Below are 25,659 nucleotides of genomic sequence, written 5' to 3'. Positions count from 1 at the left end.
TTGCTGCATAAAGATTGGAAAAAGAACAACCTTGGAGGAAAATATGAGGATTATGGGGCTTGATTACGGTTCTAAAACTGTAGGAGTTGCAGTTTCTGACTTACTTGGTATAACCGCCCAGGGAGTGGAGACAATTACGAGAGAAGACGAGAATAAACTGAGAAAGACCTGTGCCCGGATTGAGGAACTGATCCGGGAATATGAGATTGAAGCCATTGTCCTCGGCTATCCGAAAAATATGAATAATACGGCCGGTGACCGGGCCGAGAAAACGGAACAGTTTAAAGAGATGCTCGTGAGGCGGACAGGACTTACCGTCATTCTATGGGATGAACGGCTTACGACCGTTGCATCGGAGAGAATCTTACAGGAAAGCGGTGTAAGACGAGAACACCGCAAGGCAGTCATTGATAAGGTGGCGGCAGGGCTGATCCTGCAGGGCTATCTGGACAGCTTAAAGCAGGAGACAGGAAATGAACAGTGATGAGAAGAAGATTACCCTGACAACGGATTCAGGGGAAAACGTGGAGTTTTACGTTCTGGAGGAAACCAGAATTAATGGGATGAATTATCTGCTGGTAACTGATGCGGCAGATGACGATGACGAAGGGGAATGTTACATCTTAAAGGATTTGTCAAAGCAGGAAGACAGCCAGGCTTTGTATGAGTTTGTAGAGGATGATAACGAGATAGATTATTTATTTAAGATATTTTCCGAACTGCTTGACGGAGCAGATGTGGATATTCAAATTTGAAAGAATAGCATCTTTCACACAAAAATGATGGTGAGTAATTGAGGGACTGTTAATGAAACAGGAAATATTTAAAAATATGCTTCGAGAGAAAGGACTCAAGGTGACCAACCAGCGCATGCTGGTACTGGAACTCATGGCAGAGCGCCCCGGGCAGCACCTGACTGCGGAAGAGATCTATGATCTGGCCAGGCAGGAGTGCCCGGAGATTGGGCTTGCCACGATTTACAGGACCGTGCAGGTACTTGTGGATCTATCTGTGATTGACAAGGTCAGTTTTGACGATGGATTCGCCCGCTATGAATTAGGGGGCTTGGATCGTGAGTCCAGACATCACCACCACCACGCGATTTGCAACCGATGCGGAAACGTATTTTCCTTTCAAGGCGATTTACTGGATACGCTGGAGCAGGCCCTTCTTGACAGGACAGGTTTTCTTGTGACCGATCATGAAGTGAAGCTGCACGGGTATTGCAGGGAATGCCGGGAGGCAATGGAAGAAGAACAGGACGGAAAATCATAAGATGGAGGTAAAATATTGAAAAAACAAGACAGCAACGCGAAAGTTAAAATCATTCCTTTAGGCGGAATGGAACAGATCGGTATGAATATCACTGCTTTTGAATGTGAAGACAGCATCATCATTGTGGACTGCGGACTGGCATTCCCAACCGATGATATGTTAGGAATCGATCTGGTGATACCGGATGTCTCTTACCTGAAACAGAACATTGATAAGGTAAAGGGATTTGTTATCACTCATGGCCACGAGGACCATATCGGCGCTCTTCCTTATATTTTAAGGGATATTAATGTGCCGGTATACGGAACAAAGCTTACTATAGCCCTAATCGAGAACAAGCTGAAAGAACATAATTTATTGAAAAACACCAAGAGAAAGGTGATCAAGCATGGGCAGTCCGTTAATTTAGGCTGTTTCCGTATTGAATTTATCAAAACCAACCACAGCATCGCCGATGCCTCCGCCCTTGCCATTTTTTCACCGGCCGGCGTGATTCTGCATACAGGCGATTTTAAGATTGACTATACTCCCGTATTCGGGGAACCGGCTGATTTAGAGCGTTTTGCCGAGCTGGGCAAAAAGGGCGTTCTGGCCATGATGTGTGACAGCACCAATGCTACAAGAGCCGGGTTTACTCCTTCGGAAAAGACCGTGGGAAAAACCTTTGATAACATTTTTGCAGACCATAAGAATAACCGCATCATTGTAGCTACCTTTGCATCAAACGTGGACCGGGTACAGCAGGTCATCAATTCCGCAGCCAAGTTTGGCCGCAAGGTAGTGGTAGAGGGCCGCAGCATGGTCAATGTAATCGGCACGGCCAGTGAGCTTGGCTATATAAATATTCCGGATGGAACCCTCATTGAAATTGACCAGTTAAAAAATTACCCCGATGAGCAGACTGTGCTCATCACCACCGGAAGCCAGGGAGAATCCATGGCAGCACTTTCCCGTATGGCAAGCAGCACTCATAAAAAGATTTCCATTAAGCCGACCGATGTGATAATTTTAAGCTCCCATCCGATTCCCGGCAATGAAAAGGCTGTTTCAAAGGTCATTAACGAGCTTTCCATGAAGGGAGCAGAGGTAATCAGCGATGACACTCATGTATCGGGACATGCATGCCAGGAGGAAATCAAGTTGATGTATGCCCTGGTCCGTCCCAAATACGCCATCCCGGTGCACGGTGAATACCGTCATATCATGGCCCAGAAAAATCTGGTTCAGGCGATGGGAACCCCAAAGGAGAATGTGATTATCATGTCCTCCGGCGATGTGGTGGAACTGGGACAGGAATCCTGGAAGATCGTGGACCATGTGCAGGCAGGAGGAATCCTGGTAGATGGTCTTGGCGTCGGAGATGTAGGGAATATCGTTTTAAGAGACAGACAGAACCTGGCCCAGAACGGAATTATCGTGGTGGTTCTGACCCTGGAGAAATACTCCAATCAGCTTTTGGCAGGTCCGGATATTGTATCCAGAGGATTTGTTTATGTGCGAGAGTCTGAGGATTTAATGGAGGAGGCAAGGAACGTTGTCAATGACGCTGTTGCTGACTGCCTGGACCGCCATGTCAATGACTGGGGTAAGATTAAGAATGTGATACGGGATAGCTTAAGCGACTTTTTATGGAAGCGGATGAAACGGAATCCTATGATTCTGCCAATCATTATGGAAGTATAGAACAGGGTACTTGAAACACCCTGCGGGTATACCTTTATGCCCTGTAAAACGGGCAATAAGATGAAACACCCTGCGGGTATACCTTTATGCCCTGTAAAACGGGCAATAAGATGAAAGGAAGCAGGATATGAGCCGTGCGACGAAAGAGATTAATAAAATAACTGGAGCAGTCATTGCGATTTCAAGCAGGCTTATTATCCTTGCCCTGGTGATCCTCCTCCTTTATGAGGGAGTTACAAGAGGATATGAGTTCGGCCATGAGATATTCTATGCCTCTGCAATGGAAGCAGAGCCGGGACGGGACAAGGAGATAACTATTAACAAAGGAACTTCTGTGTCCCAGACGGCAAAGCTTCTAAAGGATAATGGTTTGATATCCAATGAATATTCCTTTATCATACAGGCGGAGTTTTTTGCTTATAAGGTAAACCCGGGAGACTATACCTTAAACACTTCCATGACCTCCAAGGAAATCCTTCAGATGATGAATGAGAATACAGAGGAAAAGGAAGTAAAAAAATGATTGTAAACGACAGGATAACGGATTATATAAAGTCTCTGGAAACAGACAGAAGCCCGCTCCTTTCAAAGATCGGAAAAAAGGCGAGGCAGGAAGGCGTCCCGATCATCAGGGAAGAAACTGCGGCTTTTCTCCAGACAATGACGGCTGCCATGAGGCCAAAGGCCATTCTGGAGGTTGGTACGGCGGTGGGGTACTCTACTCTTTTAATGGCTGAGGTTATGCCGCCTGAATGCCATATCACCACCATAGAAAAATATGAAAAAAGGATTCCAGAGGCTAAAGAAAATTTTATAGAGGCCGGAGAGACTAAGCGGATCACCTTGCTTGAAGGAGATGCGCAGGAGATATTAAAGGGGCTTGACCGCCCCTTTGACCTTGTTTTCATGGATGCAGCCAAGGGGCAGTATCTTTTGTGGCTGCCAAGGATCTTAGAGCTTATGGCCCCCGGAGGGATGTTGATTTCCGATAATGTCCTTCAGGATGGGGATATCATAGAATCCCGCTATGCGGTGGAGCGACGGAACCGGACCATTCACGGGCGGATGCGGGAATACTTATATGAGCTAAAGCATTCTGAACGGCTTACAACGACCATTGTACCAATCGGGGACGGGATCACCGTCAGCATTCTGATCTAATTTACTTAATGAAGGAAGCAAATGGCGGCCTGAATTTAACCTATAAGACACTTAGCAAATTAGACGTTCGATGAGCCGTAAGGCGAGTCGGACTTCTTTAAAATATGGACATAAGAAAGGATTTTCATGAGAAAGACCGAACTTTTGATTCCGGCAGGCAGCCTGGAAGTACTTAAAACTGCAGTAGTATACGGCGCAGATGCTGTCTATATCGGTGGAGAAGCCTTTGGCCTCCGCGCCAAGGCAAAGAATTTTACAATGGAAGAGATCCGGGAAGGAATCGTCTTTGCCCACGAAAGAGGGGTAAAGGTCTATGTTACGGCCAACATTCTGGCCCATAATGATGACCTGACCGGAGTTGAGGAATATTTTAATGAATTAAAGGAAACAGGCCTTGACGCCTTGATCATCTCCGATCCGGGAGTATTTGCTATTGCAAAGCGTATTATGCCGGATCTGGAAATCCATATCAGCACTCAGGCCAACAACACCAATTACGGAACTTATCTGTTCTGGCACCAGCTTGGAGCCAAACGGGTCGTTTCCGCCAGGGAGCTTTCTCTGACAGAGATAAAAGAAATACGCAGCCAGATTCCGGAGGATATGGAGATCGAAAGCTTCATCCATGGAGCCATGTGCATTTCCTATTCCGGACGCTGTCTTTTAAGCAATTTTATGACAGGAAGAGATGCCAACCAGGGAGCCTGTACCCATCCATGCCGCTGGAAGTATTTCATCGTTGAAGAACAACGACCGGGAGAATACATGCCGGTTTATGAAAATGAGCGGGGAACCTACATCTTTAATTCCAAGGATTTGTGTATGATCGAACACATCCCGGAGATGATGGATGCGGGGATTGACAGCTTTAAGATAGAGGGCCGCATGAAAACAGCCCTTTATGTAGCCACCGTGGCCAGAACTTACCGGAAGGCCATTGATGATTATAACAAAGACCCTGAAATCTACCGGGCCAATATGGAGTGGTACCGCTCCGAAATCGGTAAATGCACTTACCGGGAATTTACCACCGGCTTTTATTTTAGTAAGCCTGATTCTACCACGCAGATCTATGACAACAACACTTATGTGAAAAACTATACGTATCTGGGAACTATTGAAGCAGTGGATGAGAGAGGATTAGCCCGTACCACACAGAAGAATAAGTTTTCGGTAGGGGACACCATTGAGGTGATGAAGCCCGATGGCAGGAACTTAGAAGTCCTTGTAAAAGCCATTTATGACGAAGAAGGAAAGTCCCAGGAAAGCGCCCCCCATTCCAAGCAGGTGCTGTACTTAGAGTTAGAGGGAGACGTACCCCAGGAATACGATATTTTACGCTGCAAGGCCTGATCAGGCCGGAAAATAGTCGAACATTTTCCGAAACTGGGAAGGCGTGCAGTTGTTTCTCTGCTTAAAGGTCCGGTTAAAGGATGACAGGCTTAAAAAGCCGGACTGGAATGCCACGTCCATAATGGATAAATCCGGATTTTCCAACAGCTCTTTTGCCTTGGAAATCCGTACGGAAGTGATGTACTCCGGCAGAGAGGTCTGGTAGTAGGCCATAAAGATTCTGGAAAAATGGTATTTGCTGAAGCCTGCAAAAGCAGCTAGGTCCTCTAAACTGACCGGCTCCATATAGTGCTGCCCGATATATTCAGCCACAAGATCAAACTTTTTGTCATAAGCTTTTTGCTGCGGTGTTTTCTGGGCGGAAAGCTTATGCTAGATCTGATTGTTATGTTCTCCTATAACAATAAAAAAATGTAGATGCTCTTCATACATGCGCATTTCTTTAAAGGAAATGCTGCTGTAGTAGAGCTTTTTTATTTGTAACAAAATATCTATAGGGTTCTCCGTAAAAGAAGCGCTGCCGTTTACCTCCAGAATGGGCTGGCAGAACAAAAGCTGCTTATGATGTATGAAGTCCTGCAGTTGAGGTAATAACAAGTCGGAGAACTTAACGAATTTCAATCAAAATAGAGAGTATGCGTGTTGAAGTAAAACTGATATGCTGCCCCTATATAGGAGAATGAAATATAAAAGTCCTGTATAGGGGTATTTTCATGTCCAGTATTTTCAAACTACCAACGAGGAAAGGGCCGTGATCATCGAGAAATTTATTATGATCTACTATAATTTCAATCGATAATGCAAAACAGTAGACTTTGTGTTTATAAACTTACTATCGTCTCCTTTTTTTAACTTGTTGGCGGATCCTTAAATGTGTAATATTAATAAAAAAATATAAATTTTTTATTAATAATGCATATAGTATCTCTAATTTTTATGTGATATATTATATATCGAAAACTGATATATCAGATGAAATTTTAGTTGCGACAAGAAGAATCAAATCCGGAAACAGGTACGAAGCTGCAAAAAATTACAATTAAAAAGGAGAGAGAAACGATGCTTGACATTATTACTGGCATATTACTGCTGCTGGTCTTTGTGGGGCTGGTAGTGTACTGCATGAAAGGCGGAAATCTTCTGATCGGATTTATCGCTACAGCCGTTTTATGGTGTGTAATTGGACGTGTGCCGATCAATGAGGTGGTAAGCGATGTATTCCAAAAGCCGTTAGATGATTATGGAAAGACCATAGCAATCATTATCTTTGGTGCATGGTTTGGACGTATCCTGGTCGATACGGGAATTGCCGGCTATATCATTAAGAAGACGGTAGAATTTGCGGGTGACAGGCCCTTGGTAACCACATTACTATTGTGCATTACCTGTAATCTGCTTTTTACCAGCGTTTTTGGTGTAGGTTCCGTTATGGCAATCGGTATGATCGTACTTCCCATTCTGTTTTCCATGGGAGTGGAAAAAAGAGCGGCTTTAGGCGCCTACATGCTGTCCGTTGCAGGCGGAATGTACTTAAATATTGCTTATGTAAGCCAGTTTGAGAAGGTATTCGGTGAAGAAGTGGCTTCCTATAATGACAACTACATTCGTTTTGCCCTGATGGCAACTGCCATTCACATGGTCATTATGATTGCATTTGTCGTGTACCATCATTTTAAAAGCAATAAAAGAGGAAGAAGGCGGGCCTGGGAGGCCGGTGTCCAGGATAGCTACGAGGAAAAACCTCTTGGATGGTACTGCTTTATCGTACCCTTTGTACCCATTGCAATGGTAGGTATTTTTAAATGGCAGCCAGTTCCCGCATTCCTGTTAGGAAGCTTTGTAGGTCTTTTATTTACACGGAATTTAAGAACCTATAAAACTGCTGTGGATAAGACCCAGAAGACGTTATATGATGGCGTTGCAGACAGCGGACTTCTGATCGGTATGCTTTACAGCGTAAATATTTTCCAGGGAGCCGCTACCAAGGTTGTTCCTTATCTTCAGACTCTGCTTGGGGATGTTGTTCCAAGATCCGAGATTGTAGTTCTGGCTGCATTCTGTATCCTGGCGCCTCTGGCATTGTTCCGCGGACCGTTAATGATTTGGGGCTCCGGTATTGCACTGTATTCCATTTTAAACGCAACGGGAGCATTTAATCCCCACTTCCTGTATGCTATTTTCTTAATCCCTCCGGTTGCTATTGTGGCTAGTGCATGTCCTACTCAGTCCTGGACCATGTGGGGCTTAAGCTATGCAAAGGTAGAACCGAAACAGTACATAAAGACCAACCTGCCGTGGGCCTGGGCAAGCCTAATTGCCATTGAAATTCTTATTTACTTTACGATAGGAAGAATGGTTTAATTCTTTGTTTTGGTAGATGAAAAAGTTTCACAGACAGGGGCATACATAAGGTCTGTATGCCCTTGTCCGTTTTAGATGGAGGACAACGAATGAGCAACAGAGCAATAAGAATTGGCATTGATGTGGGCGGAACCCATACAAAGGCCGTAGCGATAGACAACAGCACAAACGAAATTGTAGGTAAAGGGTCGGTTATGACAACCCACCACGACGAAAACGGAGTGGCAACAGGTGTTGTGGAAGCATTTAAAAAATGTCTTTCTGAGAATGATATTAAACCGGAAGAAGTCATTTTTATTGCTCACAGTACCACACAGGCTACCAATGCCTTGTTAGAAGGAGATGTGGCCAAAGTCGGAGTGATCGGGATGAGCGGCGGCGGTCTGGAGGCATTCTTTACAAAACGCCAGACAAAAATCAAGGATATTGATTTAGGCACCGGAAAGTGGATCAATATTGACCATAGTTTTATGAAAACCAAGGACATGACACCGGATAACGTATCTTCTATGATCAAAAAGATGGCAGATCAGGGAGATAAGGTAATCGTAGCCAGCAAAGCATTTGGCGTAGATAATATGAAAGAAGAGCGCATGGTTGCAGAGATTGCGGAAGGCCAGGGAATCCCCTGCACCGTGGCTTCTGATATTACAAAGCTCTATGGCCTGACGACCCGCACACGCACCGCCTGCCTCAATGCATCGATCCTGCCGAAAATGCTGGATACTGCCAATTCCACGGAGCGAAGTGTACGTGCCGCAAAGGTAACGGTTCCTCTTATGATCATGCGCGGTGACGGCGGAGTCATGGAAATCAATGAAATGAAAAAGCGTCCCATCCTTACCATGCTTTCAGGACCTGCGGCCAGCGTGATCGGCGCTCTTATGTATCTTCGTGCTTCTAACGGCATTTATTTTGAGGTTGGCGGAACATCTACCAACATCGGGGTGATCAAAAACGGCCGCCCGGCAGTGGATTATTCCATTATCGGAGGACACAGAACTTATGTAAACAGCCTTGATGTCCGGGTGCTGGGGGTTGCCGGCGGAAGTATGATCCGTGCGAAAAAGGGTGCTATCGTTGATGTGGGTCCTCGTTCTGCCCATATTGCAAATATGGGATATGCGTGTTTCACAGAGCCGGAGCTGTTTGAAGGGGCAGAATTATACTACATTAAGCCTCGTGAAAATGACCCCAGTGACTATGTGGCAATCCGATTAAAGAATGGCGAAAGTGTAACCATTACAAATACATGCGCTGCCAATGTACTTGGAATCCTGGAAGACGGGGATTATGCAATGGGCAATTACGAATCCAGCTGTAAAGCCATGCAGCTTCTGGCAGATGAAGTGGGCTTGTCCATTAAAGATACGGCAAGAGCCATTCTTCAGAAGGCTTGTGATAAAATCAAACCAGTCATTGAGGATCTGATCGATAAATATAAAATTGAAAGAGAACAGATCGTGCTGGTAGGCGCCGGAGGCGGTGCCGGAACACTGTTGACCTTTACGGCCAATGAAATGAACTTTAAATACCAGATACCGGTAAATGCCGAGGTTATTTCTTCTATCGGTGTGGCACTGGCCATGGTAAGGGAGATGGTAGAGCGGACCATTCCCAATCCCACTGCGGAAGATATTGCAGCCCTTAAGAAAGAAGCAAAAGCTTTGGCCATGAACAGCGGTGCAGTGGAAGACAGCATTGAAGTCTATGTGGAAATTGATGAGCAGGCCCAGAAGGTTACAGCCATTGCCATGGGTTCCACAGAGGTTAAGACCACGGACTTAATGAAGAATTGTGATGAGGAAGAGGCACTTCAAATCGCAGCGGAATCCATTGGCCTGGAACAGTCAAAGATGAAGATGGCTGGAAGCAATGGTTCCATATTTGTAGTAACTGCAGAAAAAGACGGGAAGACTCCCGTGAGAATGATAGATAAAAAGGGCTTTGTAAAAGTGCAAAGGTCCAATGGTACGGTACTGGTAACCACAAAATCAAGGCTACGTGATGATTTAAAACTGGCCTGGGATAAGGCCAGCAACTTTTCAAGCGAGGTCAGGATCAATCCGGATTGCTATATTGCCGCAGAATCCAGGGTTATCGATTATTCCGGAATTCCGGCCCTGGAACAGGTAACCGGATTGGCCGGGGTTGAGCTTATTGATATAAAAGAGGATGCAGAAATCATCCTGGTCCTGGCTCGCAATGAGCTGTAGAGATGGTGTGTATGCAAGAACTGATAGAAAAACTTGCTGCTGCTGAAGATGAAACATGGTATAGCCGGGTGTTGAAAAACCACCCGGCTTCCTGTGAACTGTCAGAAGAGGAAGAAAAGGAAATTCTGTTTCATTCCATGGAAACGGCAGAAACATACGCATTAGAGTTTAAGGAACGCTATGGGGATGTTTCCGGTGTTTCTCTTGCCGGTGCAATGGGGTTATCTATAAAACGGACAACAGAAGAACTGAGAAGACCATTTTTATATATGGGAATATTTGAGCCGGAAGAAGGTACTATCATGTTAAATGATAGTACCTTAAACGCAATAAAAGGTTTTATAAGTGAAAATAATTTGTCGGAAATAATCTGGGAGGAAGTACTGGAAGAGGTAGTTTTGTTCCATGAAATTTTCCACTGGATTGAAGAAAATTCGCCGGGGATTTATACCCGCAGCAAAATGTTGAAAAGACCGGTATGGAATCTGTTTGCCAGGTCCAGAGGCCTTGACGGGGCAGGAGAGGTGGGAGCCATTCATTTTTCCAAAATAATGAGCGGGATATCCTATTCTCCCTGCCTGTATGAAATGTGTTTATTAATTAAGACGGGTGTTTGTTCTATTGATTTTTTCTCCTCTATCCTATAAAATGAAATATGATTATTTTATTGTTGGAAAATAGCGATTATAGAAAAAATATGGTCAATAATAAAAGGAGGTTCAATGTTGGAATTATATAAAGGAACCATATCAGCTTCCGTTGACGGCCAGGAGGAGGCTTCCCGTCAGGGAGAAAGCACAGATAATAATGCGTATCAGCTTCTCCGTGAGAAAATCCTGGATCTTCATTTAAGGCCGGGAATTAACTTAAGCATCAGGGATATTTGTGATTTACTAAACATTGGGCGAACTCCGGTAAGAGATGCGCTCATCAGGCTTGAACAGGAAGATTTGGTGACCCTTCTCCCTCAGAGAGGAACAAGGGTGTCCAAGATAGATTTAGATAGAGTGGAACAGGAACGTTTTCTAAGACTAGCCGTAGAAGAGGAGGTTATGAAGCTGTTTATGGCATGTCATACTCCTACGGACTTAGTGGAATTACGGAACAACCTGATGGAACAGAAGGCCTTTGCCGACATGGGCAATGGGGATGTTAGGAAGTTTTTGCATATGGATGATGAATTCCATAAAATATTTTACCGGGTAACAGACCGCCTTTTCAGTTTTCAGACCATCAATAACGTTGGAGGCCATTTCAGGAGAATACGGCTGCTTAGCTGCCGGGAGGCGCAAAATATAAAAGAGATTGTTGCCCAGCATGAGGAGATCATACTCGCTCTGCAGACAAGGGATACCAAAGAAATGCTGTACGTGCTGCAAAAGCACCTTTTTAAATTGGACAGGGACAAAAAAGAATTAATTAAAAAGTACCCAAGTCTGTTCAAGAGAAACATCAATGAAGATTACGTGAATATTCCATGGAACGATGATTTCTTTGAAACATTTCAGTCTTTTTTATAGGGGAGAGACAGATAAACGGCTTATGAACTGGAAGCTGGATATAAAGTGTCTGAATCAGGGAAAAACTCAAGTAAAAATGATTGACAATTAACACTTCCCGTGTTAGAGTTTTTTTAAACCTATGAGGAAGAGCAAGTACCATTGTACTTACCACACAGAGAGCCGCAGGTGGTGGAATTGCGGCAGGGAAAGGCAGTTGGGAATGGGCTTCTGAGGGCGAACTGAATGGTAAGTAGGTGAGCCGGAGAGTAAACTCCGTTAAGAAAGTCAGCATATGTCAGTATGCGTGAGAGGATGCACCAGATGCATCAAGCCGGGTGGCACCGCAGGAGTTATGACGATACATACTCTTGTCCCTGCAATATTTTATTGTGAGGGATAAGAGTATTTTTTATTTTAAAAATCTACTTATCCCGGAAAGAAAATGCCCAAAGTTGGAAAGAGGAAACACCCTACGGGTATACCATTATGCCCATAAACCGTGGGCAGGGAAGAGGAAACACCCTACGGGTATACCATTATGCCCATAAACCGTGGGCAGGAAAGAGGAAAGGAGATTTTATATGAGTGAAAACAAGATTCCCTACAAAATTTATCTGGAAGAAAGCGAGATGCCTAAAGAGTGGTACAACGTACGTGCCGACATGAAGAATAAGCCGGCGCCTCTTTTAAATCCAGGAACCTTACAGCCAATGTCAGAAGAGGAACTTGGAACTGTATTTTGCAAGGAGCTGGTAAAGCAAGAGCTGGATAATGATAATCCTTTTATAGAAATTCCGCAAAAAATACTTGACTTTTATAAAATGTACCGTCCGGCCCCATTGGTTAGAGCATACTGCCTGGAAGAGAAGCTTAAGACTCCGGCAAAAATTTACTACAAATTTGAAGGCAATAATACAAGCGGAAGCCATAAGCTGAATTCTGCTATTGCTCAGGCTTATTACGCCAAGGAGCAGGGGTTAAAGGGAGTGACCACTGAGACCGGGGCAGGGCAGTGGGGGACGGCTCTTTCCATGGCATGCTCATATCTGGAGCTGGACTGTAAGGTCTATATGGTCAAGTGTTCCTACGAACAAAAACCTTTCCGCAGAGAAGTAATGCGCACCTATGGAGCCAGCGTGACCCCATCTCCGTCCGAGGAAACAGAGGTAGGAAGGAAGATCCTGGCAGAGCATCCCGGAACTACAGGAAGTCTGGGTTGTGCCATTTCTGAGGCGGTGGAAGTGGCAACACATACCGAGGGGTACCGGTATGTGCTGGGAAGCGTTTTAAACCAGGTGCTTCTGCATCAGTCGGTGATTGGAATGGAAGCCAAGATTGCAATGGACAAATACGGGATCAAGCCTGATATTATTATTGGATGTGCAGGCGGCGGCTCCAATCTGGGAGGACTCATATCTCCGTTTATGGGTGAAAAACTCAGGGGCGAAGCAGATTACCGGTTTATTGCAGTAGAACCTGCATCCTGCCCAAGCCTGACACGAGGCGTTTTTGCTTATGATTTTTGCGATACCGGAATGGTATGCCCGCTGGCAAAAATGTATACTCTGGGAAGTGGATTTATTCCATCAGCAAACCATGCAGGAGGCCTGCGGTACCATGGGATGAGTTCCACCTTGTCTCAGCTTTACCATGACGGATACATGGAGGCGCGTTCTGTAGAGCAGACAGCTGTATTTGAGGCAGCAGAACAGTTTGCGAGAGTAGAAGGAATCCTTCCGGCGCCGGAAAGCAGTCATGCGATAAAAGCGGCAATCGATGAGGCTTTAAAATGCAAAGAGACAGGAGAAGAGAAGACGATCCTCTTTGGCCTTACAGGAACAGGATATTTTGATATGATGGCATATGAAAAGTTCCATGACGGAGCGATGACAGACTATATTCCAACAGATGATGATTTAAAGGCTGGATTTGACGGAATTCCAAGATTCCCGGGTAACCTGGAATAAAAACACCGTTAGTGAGGGATAAGGCGGCCGGCAAAAGAAAACAGGTACTGTTTTTCTTTTGCCGGCCGCCTTTACCTGAATTCTCATAAAATCATAGGTACATTCATACATGATGTTGTTATAATTTCAGTGACAGTTGTAGAAATCCCTATATTGTGGTATGCTATAAAAGAATTATGCCCAGAATTTACCTGATTTTAAAAAGTGTAGAATGGAGGCTGGCATATGGCGTTAATTTTTTGGCTGATGGCCGTTTCCTGCATTATTTATTATGTTGTGATCATTCTTTATTCTGGTCTGACCACATCTCTTTCTTTTATATGGCTTGTATTTGCTGCCATCTGCATATTGCTGCCGGTGGGTTGGGAAGCCTATGTGAAGCATAAGGATAAGGTTCCCTTATGGATTCCGGTGTCGGTGATTACCATGTGCTGTACCGGAATTCTGATATTTCTGGTGGTGGAAGTCCTGGTATTTACGGGTGTTGCTGCCCGGGATACTTCCAATCTGGATTATGTCATTGTATTGGGAGCCAGGGTAAAAGAAACAGGAATCAGTAAATCCTTAAAAAAACGGCTGGATAAAGCCATGGAGTACTTAGATGACAATCCATCTACGATTCTGGTGCTGTCCGGCGGCCAGGGGGATGACGAACCTGTCAGTGAAGCCGCAGCCATGCGTGATTATCTGGTCTTTAACGGAGTAAAAGAGGAACAGCTGATTTTAGAGACCCGCTCCACCAGCACGGTTGAGAATATTGCATACAGCCGTGTAGCCATTGAAGCAGACCAGGCGGAAAGGAAAGCCCGCCGTCTGGACCAACCGATTTTCATGGAGCCTGGAACCTTTGAAGAGGTGCCGGATAAGCCCATTAAAATTGGAGTACTCACCAGTGATTTTCATGTATTTCGGGCGCTGCAAATTGGAAGAAAATGGGGAATACCGGATATCTATGGCATATCCTGTGGATCTGACCCCATTCTTTTCGTACACTTTTGCGTCAGAGAGTGCGCAGCCATATTAAAAGACAAATTAGTGGGCAATATGTAATTACACGAATGCAATGAGCAGTGCGAAATAGGACAGGAGAAGATTTACGTTGTGCCTGCACATAAGTAGATCTTTTCAAGGCCTATTTCATAGGGAGGATGCCCGTGGGCAAACGAATCTTCCTGATTCGCTTGCTGCACTGCGGACTCACGTATAATAAGAACATGCAGGAGGAAAAAACCCAGAATGAATCAGTTTAAAAACCTTGCAGCCTATGAGGTTGTAGAAGAAAAGGAAATAAAAGAGATCAAAGCATCCGGTTGCGTACTCCGCCATAAAAAAAGCGGAGCCAGGCTGTTTCTCGTATCCTGTGATGATGAGAACAAAGTATTTTCCATTGGATTCCGTACCCCTCCGTCAGACAGCACCGGTGTTGCCCACATCCTGGAGCACAGCGTGCTCTGCGGATCAGACAAATTTCCAGTGAAAGACCCGTTTGTTGAACTGGTAAAGGGTTCCCTTAACACCTTCCTAAATGCAATGACCTACCCGGATAAAACAGTATACCCGGTAGCCAGCTGCAACGACAAGGATTTCCAGAATTTGATGAACGTGTACCTGGATGCCGTACTGCATCCCAATATCTACAGAGAGCCAAAGATTTTCATGCAGGAAGGCTGGCATTATGAACTGGAAAGCCCGGAATCAGATCTGATATACAATGGAGTAGTATATAACGAAATGAAGGGAGCATTTTCTTCCCCGGAAGAAGTACTGGACCGCTACACCAGGAAAACTCTTTTCCCGGATAACTGCTACGGCCAGGAATCTGGCGGAGATCCTGCCTTTATTACGGATCTGACCTATGAAGATTTTCTAGCCTTTCATAAGAGATACTATCATCCCTCCAACAGCTATATTTATCTCTATGGGGATATGAACATGGAAGAAAAACTCGATTGGCTTGATAAAGAATACTTAAGCTATTACGACGAAATAACCATCGATTCCAGTATCCCAAGACAAAAACCATTCTCAAATCCGGTGGAGGGAGAGACGTTTTATTCCATTACCGAAGGAGAGTCTGAAGAAAATGCCACCTATCTTTCCATCAGTACAGCCGTGGGAACAGACTTGGATCCCAGGCTTTATATTGCATTCCAGATTCTGGAATACACCCTTTTGGATGCGCCGGGCGCACCCTTAAAGCAGGCTCTAATTGATGCCGGGATCGGCCAGGACATTTTAGGAGGATATGACAGCGGCATTCTTCAGCCCTACTTTACCATCATTGCAAAAAATGCAAACAAGGAGCAGAGAGGAGAATTTCTCGCCGTTGTAAAAGGAACTTTAAGAAGGCTTGCAGATGAAGGCATCAACAGGAAGAGCCTGAAAGCAGGAATGAACTACTACGAATTCCGTTACCGGGAAGCGGATTACGGTTCGGCACCAAAGGGCCTGATGTATGGTCTTCAATGCATGGACAGCTGGCTCTATGACGGAGATCCGATGATGCACTTAGAATACCAGGATACCTTTGATTATCTGAAAAAAGTGGTAGATGACGGATATTTTGAACAGCTCATCAGAGAATACCTTCTGGACAATCCTTTTGAGGCCGTCTTAACCGTAAGTCCCAAAAAGAACTTAACGGCAATGGAAGATGAGAAGGAAGCGAAGAAGCTGGCCGCATACAAAGCCTCCCTTTCAGAAGAAGAACTTCGGGAGCTGGCAGAACAGACCCGTGCTTTAAAAGAATACCAGGAAAACCCTTCTCCCCAGGAGATGCTGGAAATGATTCCCATGCTTTCGAGAGAAGATATAACCAAGGAGGCAGAGGAGATCATATGGGAAGAAAAATCAGCCCATGGCGTCAAGGTGATCCATCATGAGATGTTTACTTCCGGAATCGGATATTTAAAGGTTCTGTTTGATACTTCCGCAGTTCCTGTTGAGGATCTGCCCTATGTTGGATTTTTAAAATCCCTGCTTGGCTATGTAAATACAGAAAACTTCTCCTATGGGGACTTAACCAGTGAGATCCATTTAAACAGCGGCGGTGTCAGTTTTAGCGTATCCTCTTATCCTGATTTAAAAAATAATGGGGAATTTAAAGGTTTCTTTATGGCAAGTGCCAGGGTGCTTTATGAGAAGCTTGATTTTGGCTTCTCTATTCTTGGCGAGATCCTGACCCGTTCTATTTTAGATGATGAAAAGCGGGTAGGCGAAGTCATCAGCGAAACCAGGTCAAGAGCCAGAATGAAGCTGGAGGGTTCCTGCCATTCAGCAGCCGTAGCCAGGGCTACTTCTTACTTTTCCGCCACCTCTTCATTTAATGATCTGACCGGCGGAATCGGGTACTATGAATTTTTAGAGAATCTGGAAAAGGAATATCCTACCCGCAAGAAGGAGATCATTGCCCGCTTAAAAGCGGTCATGGTAAAGCTATTCACCTCCAAAAACATGCTGGTCAGCTATACGGCAGATGAAGAAGGGTATAATTTACTCCCTGATGCTCTTAAAAAGCTCACAGATCTGCTGCCAGAAGGAGAAGGAACCCGCTATCCCTTTGCTTTTTCACCTGGAAACAGAAACGAAGGCTTCAGCACGGCTTCCCAGGTCAATTATGTGGCCAGATGCGGTACCTTTGCAGGCAGCGGCCAGGAATATACCGGCGCTCTTAAAATATTGAAAGTCATTTTAAGCTATGATTACCTTTGGATCAATTTAAGAGTCAAAGGAGGAGCCTATGGCTGCATGAGCGGATTTGGCCGTTCAGGAGAAGGTTACTTTACTTCCTACCGGGATCCAAACGTAAGAGAATCAAATCGGATCTATGACGGAGTCGTAGATTATTTAGAGAGCTTCCAGGCAACGGACCGTGATATGACAAAATATGTCATCGGCACCATCAGCGATATGGATGTGCCGTACCCTCCGTCTACCAGAGGAAACCGCGGCCTTTCCGCCTATTTATCCGGAGTTGACCGGGAGATGATGGAAAAGGAGCGGGAAGAAGTATTAACTGCCACTCAGGAAGATATCCGCAAACTGGCGCCTCTAGTAAACGCCGTTTTAAATACAGGAAGTCTTTGCGTCATTGGAAATGAAGAAAAAATCGAAGCGGATAAGGATCTGTTTGTAGAAACCAAGAACCTGTTCCACTCATAATACAAAGCCTTACAGGCATACCTTAATGTCCAAAAAACGTGGACACGAAAGAGGAAAGGAACCCCCTATATGGAAAACAACTATAAATCAGGTTTTGTTACCCTGATCGGACGTCCCAATGTTGGAAAGTCCACCCTGATGAACCATCTCATCGGCCAGAAGATCGCCATCACTTCCGATAAGCCCCAGACAACCAGAAACCGCATCCAGACCGTGTATACGGATGAGAGAGGACAGATCATCTTCCTTGATACTCCCGGAATTCATAAAGCAAAAAACAAGCTGGGCGAATATATGGTAAGCGTAGCGGAGCGCACCTTAAAAGAAGTGGATGTGGTGCTCTGGCTGGTAGAACCGACTACCTACATCGGGGCCGGGGAGCAGCATATCGCGGAGCAGTTAAGCCAGGTAAAAACTCCTGTGATCCTTGTTATTAATAAAATTGACACAGTGAAGAACCAGGAGGATATCTTAACCTTTATAAGTGCATATAAAGATGTCTGCCAGTTTGCTGAGATCGTGCCTGTTTCCGCTCTAAAGGACAAAAATACGGACCTGATGCTGGAACTCATCTATAAATATCTTCCAAAGGGGCCTCAGTATTACGACGAGGATACGGTAACAGATCAGCCCATGCGTCAGATTTCAGCGGAGCTTATCAGGGAAAAAGCCCTTCGTCTTTTAAATGATGAGATACCTCACGGGATCGCGGTCACGATTGAGAAGATGAAGGAGCGGGATAACGGCATCATGGATATTGAAGCCGAAATTATCTGTGAGCGGGAATCCCACAAGGGGATCATCATTGGAAAAGGCGGTTCCATGCTGAAAAAGATCGGAAGCTCAGCCCGCAGGGAAATAGAAGCTCTGATGGATACAAAGGTAAATCTACAGCTTTGGGTCAAGGTCCGGAAAGAATGGCGGGACAGCGAGCTGTATATGAAAAATTATGGATATAATGAAAAAGACATTTAAAAGTGGTGGTAGGAATTGAGGGAAGTTGAAACCATGACGGGGATGGTAATAAAAGTGACCCCGGTCGGAGAAATGGATAAGCGCCTTGTGATACTCACCAGGGAAAGAGGAAAGATCACCGCATTTGCCAGAGGGGCAAGAAGACCGGGGAGTCCATTCATGGCGGTAAGCCGCCCCTTTGCCTTCGGGCAGTTTTCCTTATATGAGGGCAGGGATTCCTATACTCTTCGGTCGGCGGAGATCACCAATTATTTTGAAGCATTATCCCTGGATGTGGAAGGAACCTGCTATGGATCCTATTTTCTGGAACTGGCCGATTATTACGCCAGGGAGAATATGGACGGAACAGGTGTTTTAAAGCTACTATACCAGTCGATCCGGGCGCTTTTAAAACCAGCTCTGAAAAATGAGCTGGTACAGAGGATTTTTGAACTGAAAGCAATGGTGTTAAACGGAGAATACACAGAGACCCCTCCCTGCTCTGTCAGTGATTCGGCAAGCTATGCATGGGAATATGTAATCGCCTCTCCGGCAGAGCACCTATACACCTTTACTTTGACGGATCCGGTGCTGGAGGAATTCGTCCGCTGTGTGGAGATCAATAAGAAGCGCTATGTGGACAAGGAATTTCACTCGCTGAATATTTTACACACTATGACTGGATGGAAAGTATTGAAATGACAGGTGGGGTTTGGTATAATGTTCAAGAATGCTATGAGCAGTGCGAATCAGGGCACGAGAAAATTTTCGTTGTGCTTGCACATAAGAAAATTTTCTCGTGCCCTGATTCATAGGGCGAACGCCCGTGAGCCCGTGAAGCCTGCGGCTTCACGGGCTGCCCTGCGGACTAACGTGCTGCACTATATCCTCACGGTCCGCACTATTACACCCAACACAACACCAATTCAAACCAACACTTCAGTTTCATAACCACCACCCGAATCCGCGTAACAAAGAATTCAATGCAGGAGGGAAATGGATGAAAAAAAAGAAAGCCTTTCTGGCTGCCATTCTAGCCGCCGGAATGCTGACAGGCTGCTTAGGCAGGAGCGGCGGCGGCACCTTGAATACGGAGAGCAGCAGAATTTATGTAACAGAAGAAGGAACCCTTCAGACCGCCACGGTGGAAACCTATGCGGAACAGGATTATTATCATGCAGAAGAATTGAAAGCCTATCTGGAAGAAGCTGTTTCCGGATATAACGAGTCCCATGGCCAAGGAGCGGTAACCCTTGATTCCTGTACCATGGAAAACGGTAATGCCAAAATGGTTTTCCACTATGCATCTGGAAGTGACTTAGCAGGCTTTGCATCCCAGTATGAGGACAAAGAAAACCAGGTAGATTCCATTACAGTGACCCGTTTGTCCGATGTCCTGGAGCAGAGTGAATCAGAAGGGGTGGCATTTGTAAAAGCCTCTGATGGAAAACCGGCAGAAAAAAAAGCTTTGTCCAACAAAGGGGATAGCTTTGCCATCGTCGTGGAGACACCCCAACCGGTAACAATACAAACCCAGGGAAGGCTTTTATTTGTTTCCAAGAATGCAGTTATAAAAGATCGCTATACCGTTCAGACAGCACAAGGGAAAAATTACATCATTTTTAAATAAGAGAGGTTAAGATCATGGAAAAGACAATGGAAAAGATTGTGGGACTAGCAAAATCAAGAGGATTTGTATATCCTGGCTCCGAAATTTACGGCGGCCTTGCAAATACCTGGGATTACGGCAACTTAGGTGTAGAACTTAAAAACAATGTAAAAAAAGCATGGTGGCAGAAATTTATTCAGGAAAGCCCATATAACGTAGGCGTAGACTGTGCCATCCTGATGAACTCCCAGACCTGGGTTGCTTCCGGACATTTAGGCGGTTTTTCCGACCCACTGATGGACTGCAAGGCATGTAAGGAGCGTTTCCGTGCAGATAAACTGATTGAAGATTATATGGCTGAGAACAATATCACCATTGAAGGCTCTGTTGATGCCTGGTCCCAGGAAGAGATGAAGAGCTATATTGATGAGAAGAACATCTGCTGCCCAAGCTGCGGTAAGCATGATTTCACAGATATCCGTCAGTTTAACCTGATGTTCAAGACCTTCCAGGGAGTAACCGAAGATGCCAAAAATACCGTATACTTAAGACCAGAAACAGCCCAGGGTATTTTCGTAAACTTCAAAAACGTACAGAGAACATCCCGCAAAAAAATACCATTTGGTATCGGACAGGTAGGTAAATCCTTCCGTAACGAGATCACTCCAGGAAACTTCACTTTCCGTACCAGAGAATTTGAGCAGATGGAGCTGGAGTTTTTCTGTGAACCGGATACAGATCTGGAATGGTTCGCATACTGGAAAGAATTCTGCATCAACTGGCTGCAGACCCTGGGAATCAAAGAAGACGAGATGCGTGTAAGGGATCATGAGAAGGAAGAACTTTCTTTCTACAGCAAGGCAACCTCTGACATTGAATTCCTGTTCCCGTTCGGATGGGGCGAGTTATGGGGAATCGCAGACAGGACCGATTACGACTTAAACCAGCACCAGAACACGTCCGGACAGGATATGACATATTTTGACGACGAAAAGAAAGAACGGTACATCCCCTATGTAGTAGAGCCTTCTTTAGGAGCTGACCGTGTGACCCTTGCATTCCTTTGTGCTGCATACGATGAAGAAGAGATTGCAGAAGGAGATGTACGTACAGTACTTCATTTCCACCCTGCCATAGCTCCTGTTAAGATCGGTGTTCTTCCTCTTTCCAAGAAGCTGAATGAAGGCGCTGAAAAGGTATATGAAGAGCTTTGCAAATATTATAACTGTGAATTCGATGACAGAGGCAACATCGGAAAGCGTTATAGAAGACAGGATGAGATCGGTACTCCATTCTGCGTTACTTATGATTTCGATTCAGAGGAAGATTTCGCCGTAACCGTCCGTGACCGTGATACTATGGAACAGGTAAGAGTTCCCATTGCAGAGCTGAAGAGCTACTTTGAGGATAAGTTCCGTTTCTAAACATGATCCTGTTTATTTAACAGGCATCAGTTCAAATAATTAATAAAAAGATGGAGAAAGAGGCATATGCCTCTTTCTCCATCTTTTTAACTCAGTCTCTTATCTCTGCCTTTGAACCCTGCCTTCTATCTCTGACCTTTATCATAAGGAATACCCTCTGCCTTAGGAGCCTGAGAGTTTCTGGAAGTGAAGATCAGCACGATCAAGGTGATAATATAAGGTATCATCTTATAGAAGTAACTTGGAATGCCCATTGCGCTTAAGAATGGGATTCCGGAATAGGCTGATGCGATAGCCTTCATGAGCCCGAAGAAAAGGGAGGCAAACATGATATTGACCGGCTTCCACTGGCCGAAGATCAATACAGCCAGAGCCAGGAAACCGTATCCGGCTACGTCTGCGTTAAAATTGGTGGAGGTGGGAACTACAAAGACCAGTCCGCCAAGTCCGCCAAGGGCGCCGGAGATCATAACACCTGCATACTGCATCCGATATACGTTAATTCCGGCGGAATCAGCCGCCTGGGGATGCTCGCCGCAGGACCGGAGCCTTAAACCAAACCGGGTTTTATAAAGAACAATGGTTGAAAGCAAAAAGATTGCAATGCCTATATAAGTGGTAATATAAGCGTTCTGGAACAGGAGAGGACCAAAAAACGGTATCTTTCCCAATAACGGAACGGATGAAATGCGGAAGGTGTTGTTAAACTGAACCTGCTGTACTCCCTGAATAACACGGGCCACGAAGATGGCAAATGCGGGGGCGAACATGTTTAATGCAGTACCGCTGATTACCTGATTGGACTTCATGTTAATGGAAGCGTAGGCGTGGAACAGGGAAAATACCATACCGGTTGCCATGGAGATTAAGACCGCAATGATGAGCTGGAGCTGTCCATTCATGGTGCCGCCTGTAAAATGAATGAACAGGATTCCGGTAAAGGCTCCCATGGTCATGATTCCTTCCAAAGCAATGTTGATGATTCCGCTTCGCTCAGAGAACATGGCTCCCAAAGCTACGATCATGAGAGGAATCATGAAATACATGGTCTGCTGAAAAATGAAATAAATTACGCTCATGATTTCGTTCCTCCTTCCTTAGCTGCTTCTGCTTTTTCGCTTTTCTGCCTATGAATTTTAGCAAGAATAATCTTTACCATAAGGGCAAAGGCGCTGAAATAAATGATAACTGCAACGATGATATCAATGATTTCCGTTGAAAATTCAAACAGCTGTAAGTAAAATCCTCCGGCTGTCAGGTAAGCGATAAAGATGCCGGAGAAGAGAACTCCGATGGGGTTGCTTAAGCCCAGCAGTGCAACGGAAATGCCGGTAAAGCCTTCCGATGCCAGCACATCCTTGATTTCAATGTGCTTTCCGGTACCTGCCAGATACAAGAGCCCGCCTGCAAGTCCTGCAATGGCTCCTGCGATTACCATAGATAAAATAATGCTCTTTTTTTCATTAATACCAGCATATTTACTGGCATCCCGGTTAAAGCCCACAGCCTTTAATTCATAACCAAAGGTTGTCTTGTTAAGAAGGAGCCAGATCACAATCACCGTAAGGATTGCAATGAGGATTCCGCCGTTAACACTGGAACCCGGGAATATCTTATCAAGTCCCATCTTTGGAATGTTGGCTGTTGCTGCCACATTCCGGGATTCATTTCGCAGGTTATTAAATAAGGGTTTATAACTTTTCACGATCCAGTTAACCAGATACATGCCGATGTAGTTCATCATAATAGAAGCAATTACTTCATTTACATTAAAATAAGCCTTTAAAAGTCCTGGTACAAGGCCCCACACAGCGCCTAAGATGACGCTGGCAAGAAGAGCGACGATCCAGTGAGCCGGCCCTAAGGATGTCCAGAGGATTCCCACATAGACAGCGCCAAATCCCCCCATGATAAACTGACCGGGAGTCCCGATGTTGAAAAGCCCTGTCTTGAAGGCAAACCCCACAGAAAGTCCGGTGAGGATAATAGGAGTTGCATAATAAAACACCTGTCCAACGCCCTTGGCTCCATGAGTAAATGCTCCTGATAAAATCGTTGCAAATCCAGGAAGAGCCTGCTTCGGATTGCAAAGGAACAGAATGATCAGGCCTACGATCAATCCAAGCACAATGGCAAAAATGGAAGAAAGAATTCCTGTATGGTCCTTTATTTGTTTCGGTTTCATGATTTGCCACCTTCTTTCTTTGCGCCTGCCATATAAAGACCCAATTCCTGAACCGTAACGTTCTTAGGATTTAGGTCGGCTACGATTCCGCCTTCAAACATGACCAGAATCCGGTCGCTTAAATTCATGACTTCATCTAATTCCAGGGATACCAAGAGAATGGCGGCACCCGCATCTCTTTGCTTTATCAGCTGGCGGTGAATGTATTCAATGGCTCCTACGTCTAAGCCACGGGTGGGCTGAACTGCCAGCAGGATATCAGGAGCCTTGGAGATCTCCCTTGCTACAATAGCCTTTTGCTGGTTTCCGCCAGACATGCTGCGGGCAGTAGTAAAGGAGCCTTCACTGCTTCTTATATCATAATCCTGGATCAGCTTTTCCGCATATTCATAGATCTTGTCATTTTTTAAGAAGGTGTTGCTTTGGAAGTCCTTTTCAAAATACTGTTGAAGAACCAGGTTGTAGGCCAGGTTATAATCCAGGACAAGGCCGTGTTTGTGCCGGTCCTCCGGTATGTGAGACAAACCATGGGTATTTTTGTAACGGATGCTCTTTTTCGTCACGTCTTCCCCGTTGATGGTAACGGTACCGGAGCTCATATCGGAAATGCCGGTAATGGCATGGATAAGCTCTGTCTGGCCATTGCCGTCGATGCCGGCAATACAGACGATCTCACCTCTTTTTACCTTGAAGGAGACATCATGGACCATCTTTTTTGTCTGGCCTTCTCTTTTAGCCTCCACCGAAAGATCCTTTACCTCCAGCACAACTTCACCGGGCTTTGAAGGATTCTTGTCAACGGTCAGATTTACCTTTCGGCCAACCATCATCTCTGACATTTCTTCAGGTGTCGTTTCTGCTACCTCTACCGTTCCAATATATTTACCGCGGCGCAGGACAGAACAGCGGTCCGCAACCGCCTTGATTTCATTGAGCTTGTGGGTGATAAACAGGATGGACTTTCCTTCCTTTACCAGATCTTTCATGATCTGCATCAGTTCCTCAATTTCCTGAGGAGTAAGAACCGCGGTGGGTTCATCAAAAATCATGATTTCGTTGTCACGATAAAGCATTTTTAAAATCTCGACCCTTTGCTGCATGCCAACAGTAATGTCCGATATGATCGCATCCGGGTCCACGAATAATTTGTATTTCTCACTTAAATCCATAACCTTTTTACGGGCATCATCCATCTTTAAAAACCCGCGTTTTGTCGTTTCAATGCCCAGTACAATATTCTGAAGTACGGTAAAATTCTCTACCAGCTTAAAATGCTGATGAACCATGCCAATACCCAGGGCATTGGCATCCAGCGGCCCTGTTATCTTTTCTTCTTTTCCTCTGACCTTTATGACGCCTTTTTCCGGCTGGTACAGGCCGAATAAGACACTCATGAGCGTGGATTTTCCCGCGCCGTTTTCACCAAGCAGAGCATGTATCTCGCCTTTCTTTAATTGCAGAGTAATGTCATCATTGGCGATGATACCAGGAAATTCTTTCGTGATGTGAAGCATCTCAATAATGTAGTCCATAAAATCCCCCTTAATTCGGTACCTATCTATGGGACCTGGTTAATAAAATACACCGTGGTATTTTTCTGTTTTATGAGAAATAAAAAAGAGATGCCGTAAGAGACCAGGTCTGTTCTGACTGGTGAATCAAACGGCATCTCCTTTCCTCTTTCCCGCCCACGCTATTTGGGCATATAGGTATGCCTGGAAGGTATTCCTCTTTCCCGCCCACGCTATTTGGGCATATAGGTATGCCTGGAAGGTATTCCTCTTTCCCGCCCACGCTATTTGGGCATA

22 protein-coding genes are annotated in these 25,659 nt (G+C 45.1%); 18 read left to right on the top strand and 4 right to left on the bottom strand.

Features of this window, described 5'->3' with window-relative positions:
* The first annotated feature begins 43 nt into the window (after nucleotides 1–43).
* The 7 genes from ruvX to H171_RS14880 all read left to right on the top strand — a co-directional run bounded on the left by ruvX (nucleotide 44) and on the right by H171_RS14880 (nucleotide 5,472).
* Nucleotides 44–484 (top strand): Holliday junction resolvase RuvX, encoded by a 441-nt coding sequence (gene ruvX / locus H171_RS14910; RefSeq protein WP_100305861.1) that lies wholly within the window; start codon nucleotides 44–46, stop codon nucleotides 482–484.
* A complete protein-coding gene (locus H171_RS14905; protein ID WP_100305860.1) occupies nucleotides 474–755 on the top strand; it encodes a DUF1292 domain-containing protein in 282 nt (93 codons plus the stop codon). The genes ruvX and H171_RS14905 overlap by 11 nt, the downstream gene beginning before the upstream one ends.
* A 52-nt stretch (nucleotides 756–807) precedes the next feature.
* Nucleotides 808–1,275, top strand: a complete 468-nt coding sequence (locus H171_RS14900; protein ID WP_025231564.1) for a Fur family transcriptional regulator — start codon at nucleotides 808–810, stop codon at nucleotides 1,273–1,275.
* A 15-nt stretch (nucleotides 1,276–1,290) separates the two neighbouring features.
* Nucleotides 1,291–2,958, top strand: a complete 1,668-nt coding sequence (locus tag H171_RS14895; protein WP_100305859.1) for a ribonuclease J — start codon at nucleotides 1,291–1,293, stop codon at nucleotides 2,956–2,958.
* 127 nt (nucleotides 2,959–3,085) lie between these two features.
* Entirely contained in the window at nucleotides 3,086–3,481 is a 396-nt protein-coding gene (locus H171_RS14890; RefSeq protein ID WP_100305858.1) for an endolytic transglycosylase MltG, read from the top strand.
* Nucleotides 3,478–4,119, top strand: a complete 642-nt coding sequence (locus H171_RS14885) for an O-methyltransferase (RefSeq protein ID WP_100305857.1) — start codon at nucleotides 3,478–3,480, stop codon at nucleotides 4,117–4,119. The genes H171_RS14890 and H171_RS14885 overlap by 4 nt, the downstream gene beginning before the upstream one ends.
* 126 nt (nucleotides 4,120–4,245) lie before the next feature.
* Entirely contained in the window at nucleotides 4,246–5,472 is a 1,227-nt protein-coding gene (locus H171_RS14880; RefSeq protein WP_100305856.1) for a peptidase U32 family protein, read from the top strand.
* On the opposite strand, the gene H171_RS14875 is transcribed toward H171_RS14880, so the two are convergent.
* The gene (locus H171_RS14875; protein ID WP_157803168.1) at nucleotides 5,473–5,784 is read right to left on the bottom strand and encodes a helix-turn-helix domain-containing protein; all 312 of its coding nucleotides are present in this window, start codon (nucleotides 5,782–5,784) and stop codon (nucleotides 5,473–5,475) included.
* Nucleotides 5,785–6,531: 747 nt separating this feature from the next.
* On the opposite strand from H171_RS14875, the gene H171_RS14865 reads away from it, so the two are divergent.
* From H171_RS14865 to H171_RS14815, 11 genes are all read left to right on the top strand, one after another.
* Nucleotides 6,532–7,833, top strand: a complete 1,302-nt coding sequence (locus tag H171_RS14865) for a citrate transporter (protein WP_100305853.1) — start codon at nucleotides 6,532–6,534, stop codon at nucleotides 7,831–7,833.
* A gap of 89 nt (nucleotides 7,834–7,922) precedes the next feature.
* Nucleotides 7,923–10,049 (top strand): hydantoinase/oxoprolinase family protein, encoded by a 2,127-nt coding sequence (locus tag H171_RS14860; protein ID WP_100305852.1) that lies wholly within the window; start codon nucleotides 7,923–7,925, stop codon nucleotides 10,047–10,049.
* A gap of 11 nt (nucleotides 10,050–10,060) precedes the next feature.
* Nucleotides 10,061–10,696 (top strand): hypothetical protein, encoded by a 636-nt coding sequence (locus tag H171_RS14855; protein WP_100305851.1) that lies wholly within the window; start codon nucleotides 10,061–10,063, stop codon nucleotides 10,694–10,696.
* 75 nt (nucleotides 10,697–10,771) lie between these two features.
* Nucleotides 10,772–11,569 carry a GntR family transcriptional regulator gene (locus H171_RS14850; RefSeq protein ID WP_100305850.1) on the top strand — a complete coding sequence of 266 codons (798 nt, stop codon included), beginning with the start codon at nucleotides 10,772–10,774 and terminating at the stop codon, nucleotides 11,567–11,569.
* Between the two features lie 563 nt (nucleotides 11,570–12,132).
* Complete coding sequence (locus tag H171_RS14845; protein WP_100305849.1) at nucleotides 12,133–13,518, top strand: TrpB-like pyridoxal phosphate-dependent enzyme; 1,386 nt, start codon at nucleotides 12,133–12,135, stop codon at nucleotides 13,516–13,518.
* A 225-nt stretch (nucleotides 13,519–13,743) separates the two neighbouring features.
* Nucleotides 13,744–14,568, top strand: a complete 825-nt coding sequence (locus H171_RS14840; protein ID WP_100305848.1) for a YdcF family protein — start codon at nucleotides 13,744–13,746, stop codon at nucleotides 14,566–14,568.
* Between the two features lie 186 nt (nucleotides 14,569–14,754).
* Nucleotides 14,755–17,679, top strand: a complete 2,925-nt coding sequence (locus H171_RS14835; RefSeq protein WP_100305847.1) for an insulinase family protein — start codon at nucleotides 14,755–14,757, stop codon at nucleotides 17,677–17,679.
* A 69-nt stretch (nucleotides 17,680–17,748) separates the two neighbouring features.
* Nucleotides 17,749–18,654 (top strand): GTPase Era, encoded by a 906-nt coding sequence (era, locus tag H171_RS14830; protein ID WP_100305846.1) that lies wholly within the window; start codon nucleotides 17,749–17,751, stop codon nucleotides 18,652–18,654.
* A 15-nt stretch (nucleotides 18,655–18,669) separates the two neighbouring features.
* A complete protein-coding gene (gene recO / locus H171_RS14825; protein ID WP_100305845.1) occupies nucleotides 18,670–19,335 on the top strand; it encodes a DNA repair protein RecO in 666 nt (221 codons plus the stop codon).
* A gap of 298 nt (nucleotides 19,336–19,633) precedes the next feature.
* Nucleotides 19,634–20,263, top strand: a complete 630-nt coding sequence (locus tag H171_RS14820) for a hypothetical protein (RefSeq protein ID WP_100305844.1) — start codon at nucleotides 19,634–19,636, stop codon at nucleotides 20,261–20,263.
* Between the two features lie 14 nt (nucleotides 20,264–20,277).
* Complete coding sequence (locus H171_RS14815) at nucleotides 20,278–21,666, top strand: glycine--tRNA ligase (protein WP_025231588.1); 1,389 nt, start codon at nucleotides 20,278–20,280, stop codon at nucleotides 21,664–21,666.
* A 125-nt stretch (nucleotides 21,667–21,791) separates the two neighbouring features.
* On the opposite strand, the gene H171_RS14810 is transcribed toward H171_RS14815, so the two are convergent.
* Genes H171_RS14810 through H171_RS14800 form a run of 3 tightly spaced genes read right to left on the bottom strand, consistent with a single transcriptional unit; the run spans nucleotide 21,792 to nucleotide 25,383 of the window.
* Nucleotides 21,792–22,745 (bottom strand): ABC transporter permease, encoded by a 954-nt coding sequence (locus H171_RS14810; protein WP_100305843.1) that lies wholly within the window; start codon nucleotides 22,743–22,745, stop codon nucleotides 21,792–21,794.
* Nucleotides 22,742–23,851, bottom strand: coding sequence for an ABC transporter permease (locus H171_RS14805; RefSeq protein WP_100305842.1), 1,110 nt, complete (start codon nucleotides 23,849–23,851; stop codon nucleotides 22,742–22,744). The genes H171_RS14810 and H171_RS14805 overlap by 4 nt, the downstream gene beginning before the upstream one ends.
* Entirely contained in the window at nucleotides 23,848–25,383 is a 1,536-nt protein-coding gene (locus H171_RS14800) for an ABC transporter ATP-binding protein (protein WP_100305841.1), read from the bottom strand. The genes H171_RS14805 and H171_RS14800 overlap by 4 nt, the downstream gene beginning before the upstream one ends.
* Nucleotides 25,384–25,659 lie beyond the last annotated feature (276 nt).

Origin of the sequence: [Clostridium] celerecrescens 18A, from assembly GCF_002797975.1 — a bacterium.
Lineage (GTDB): Bacteria > Bacillota > Clostridia > Lachnospirales > Lachnospiraceae > Lacrimispora > Lacrimispora celerecrescens.
The sequence above is the reverse complement of the archived record's forward strand: the minus strand, read 5'-3'. Positions and strand labels throughout refer to the sequence as shown.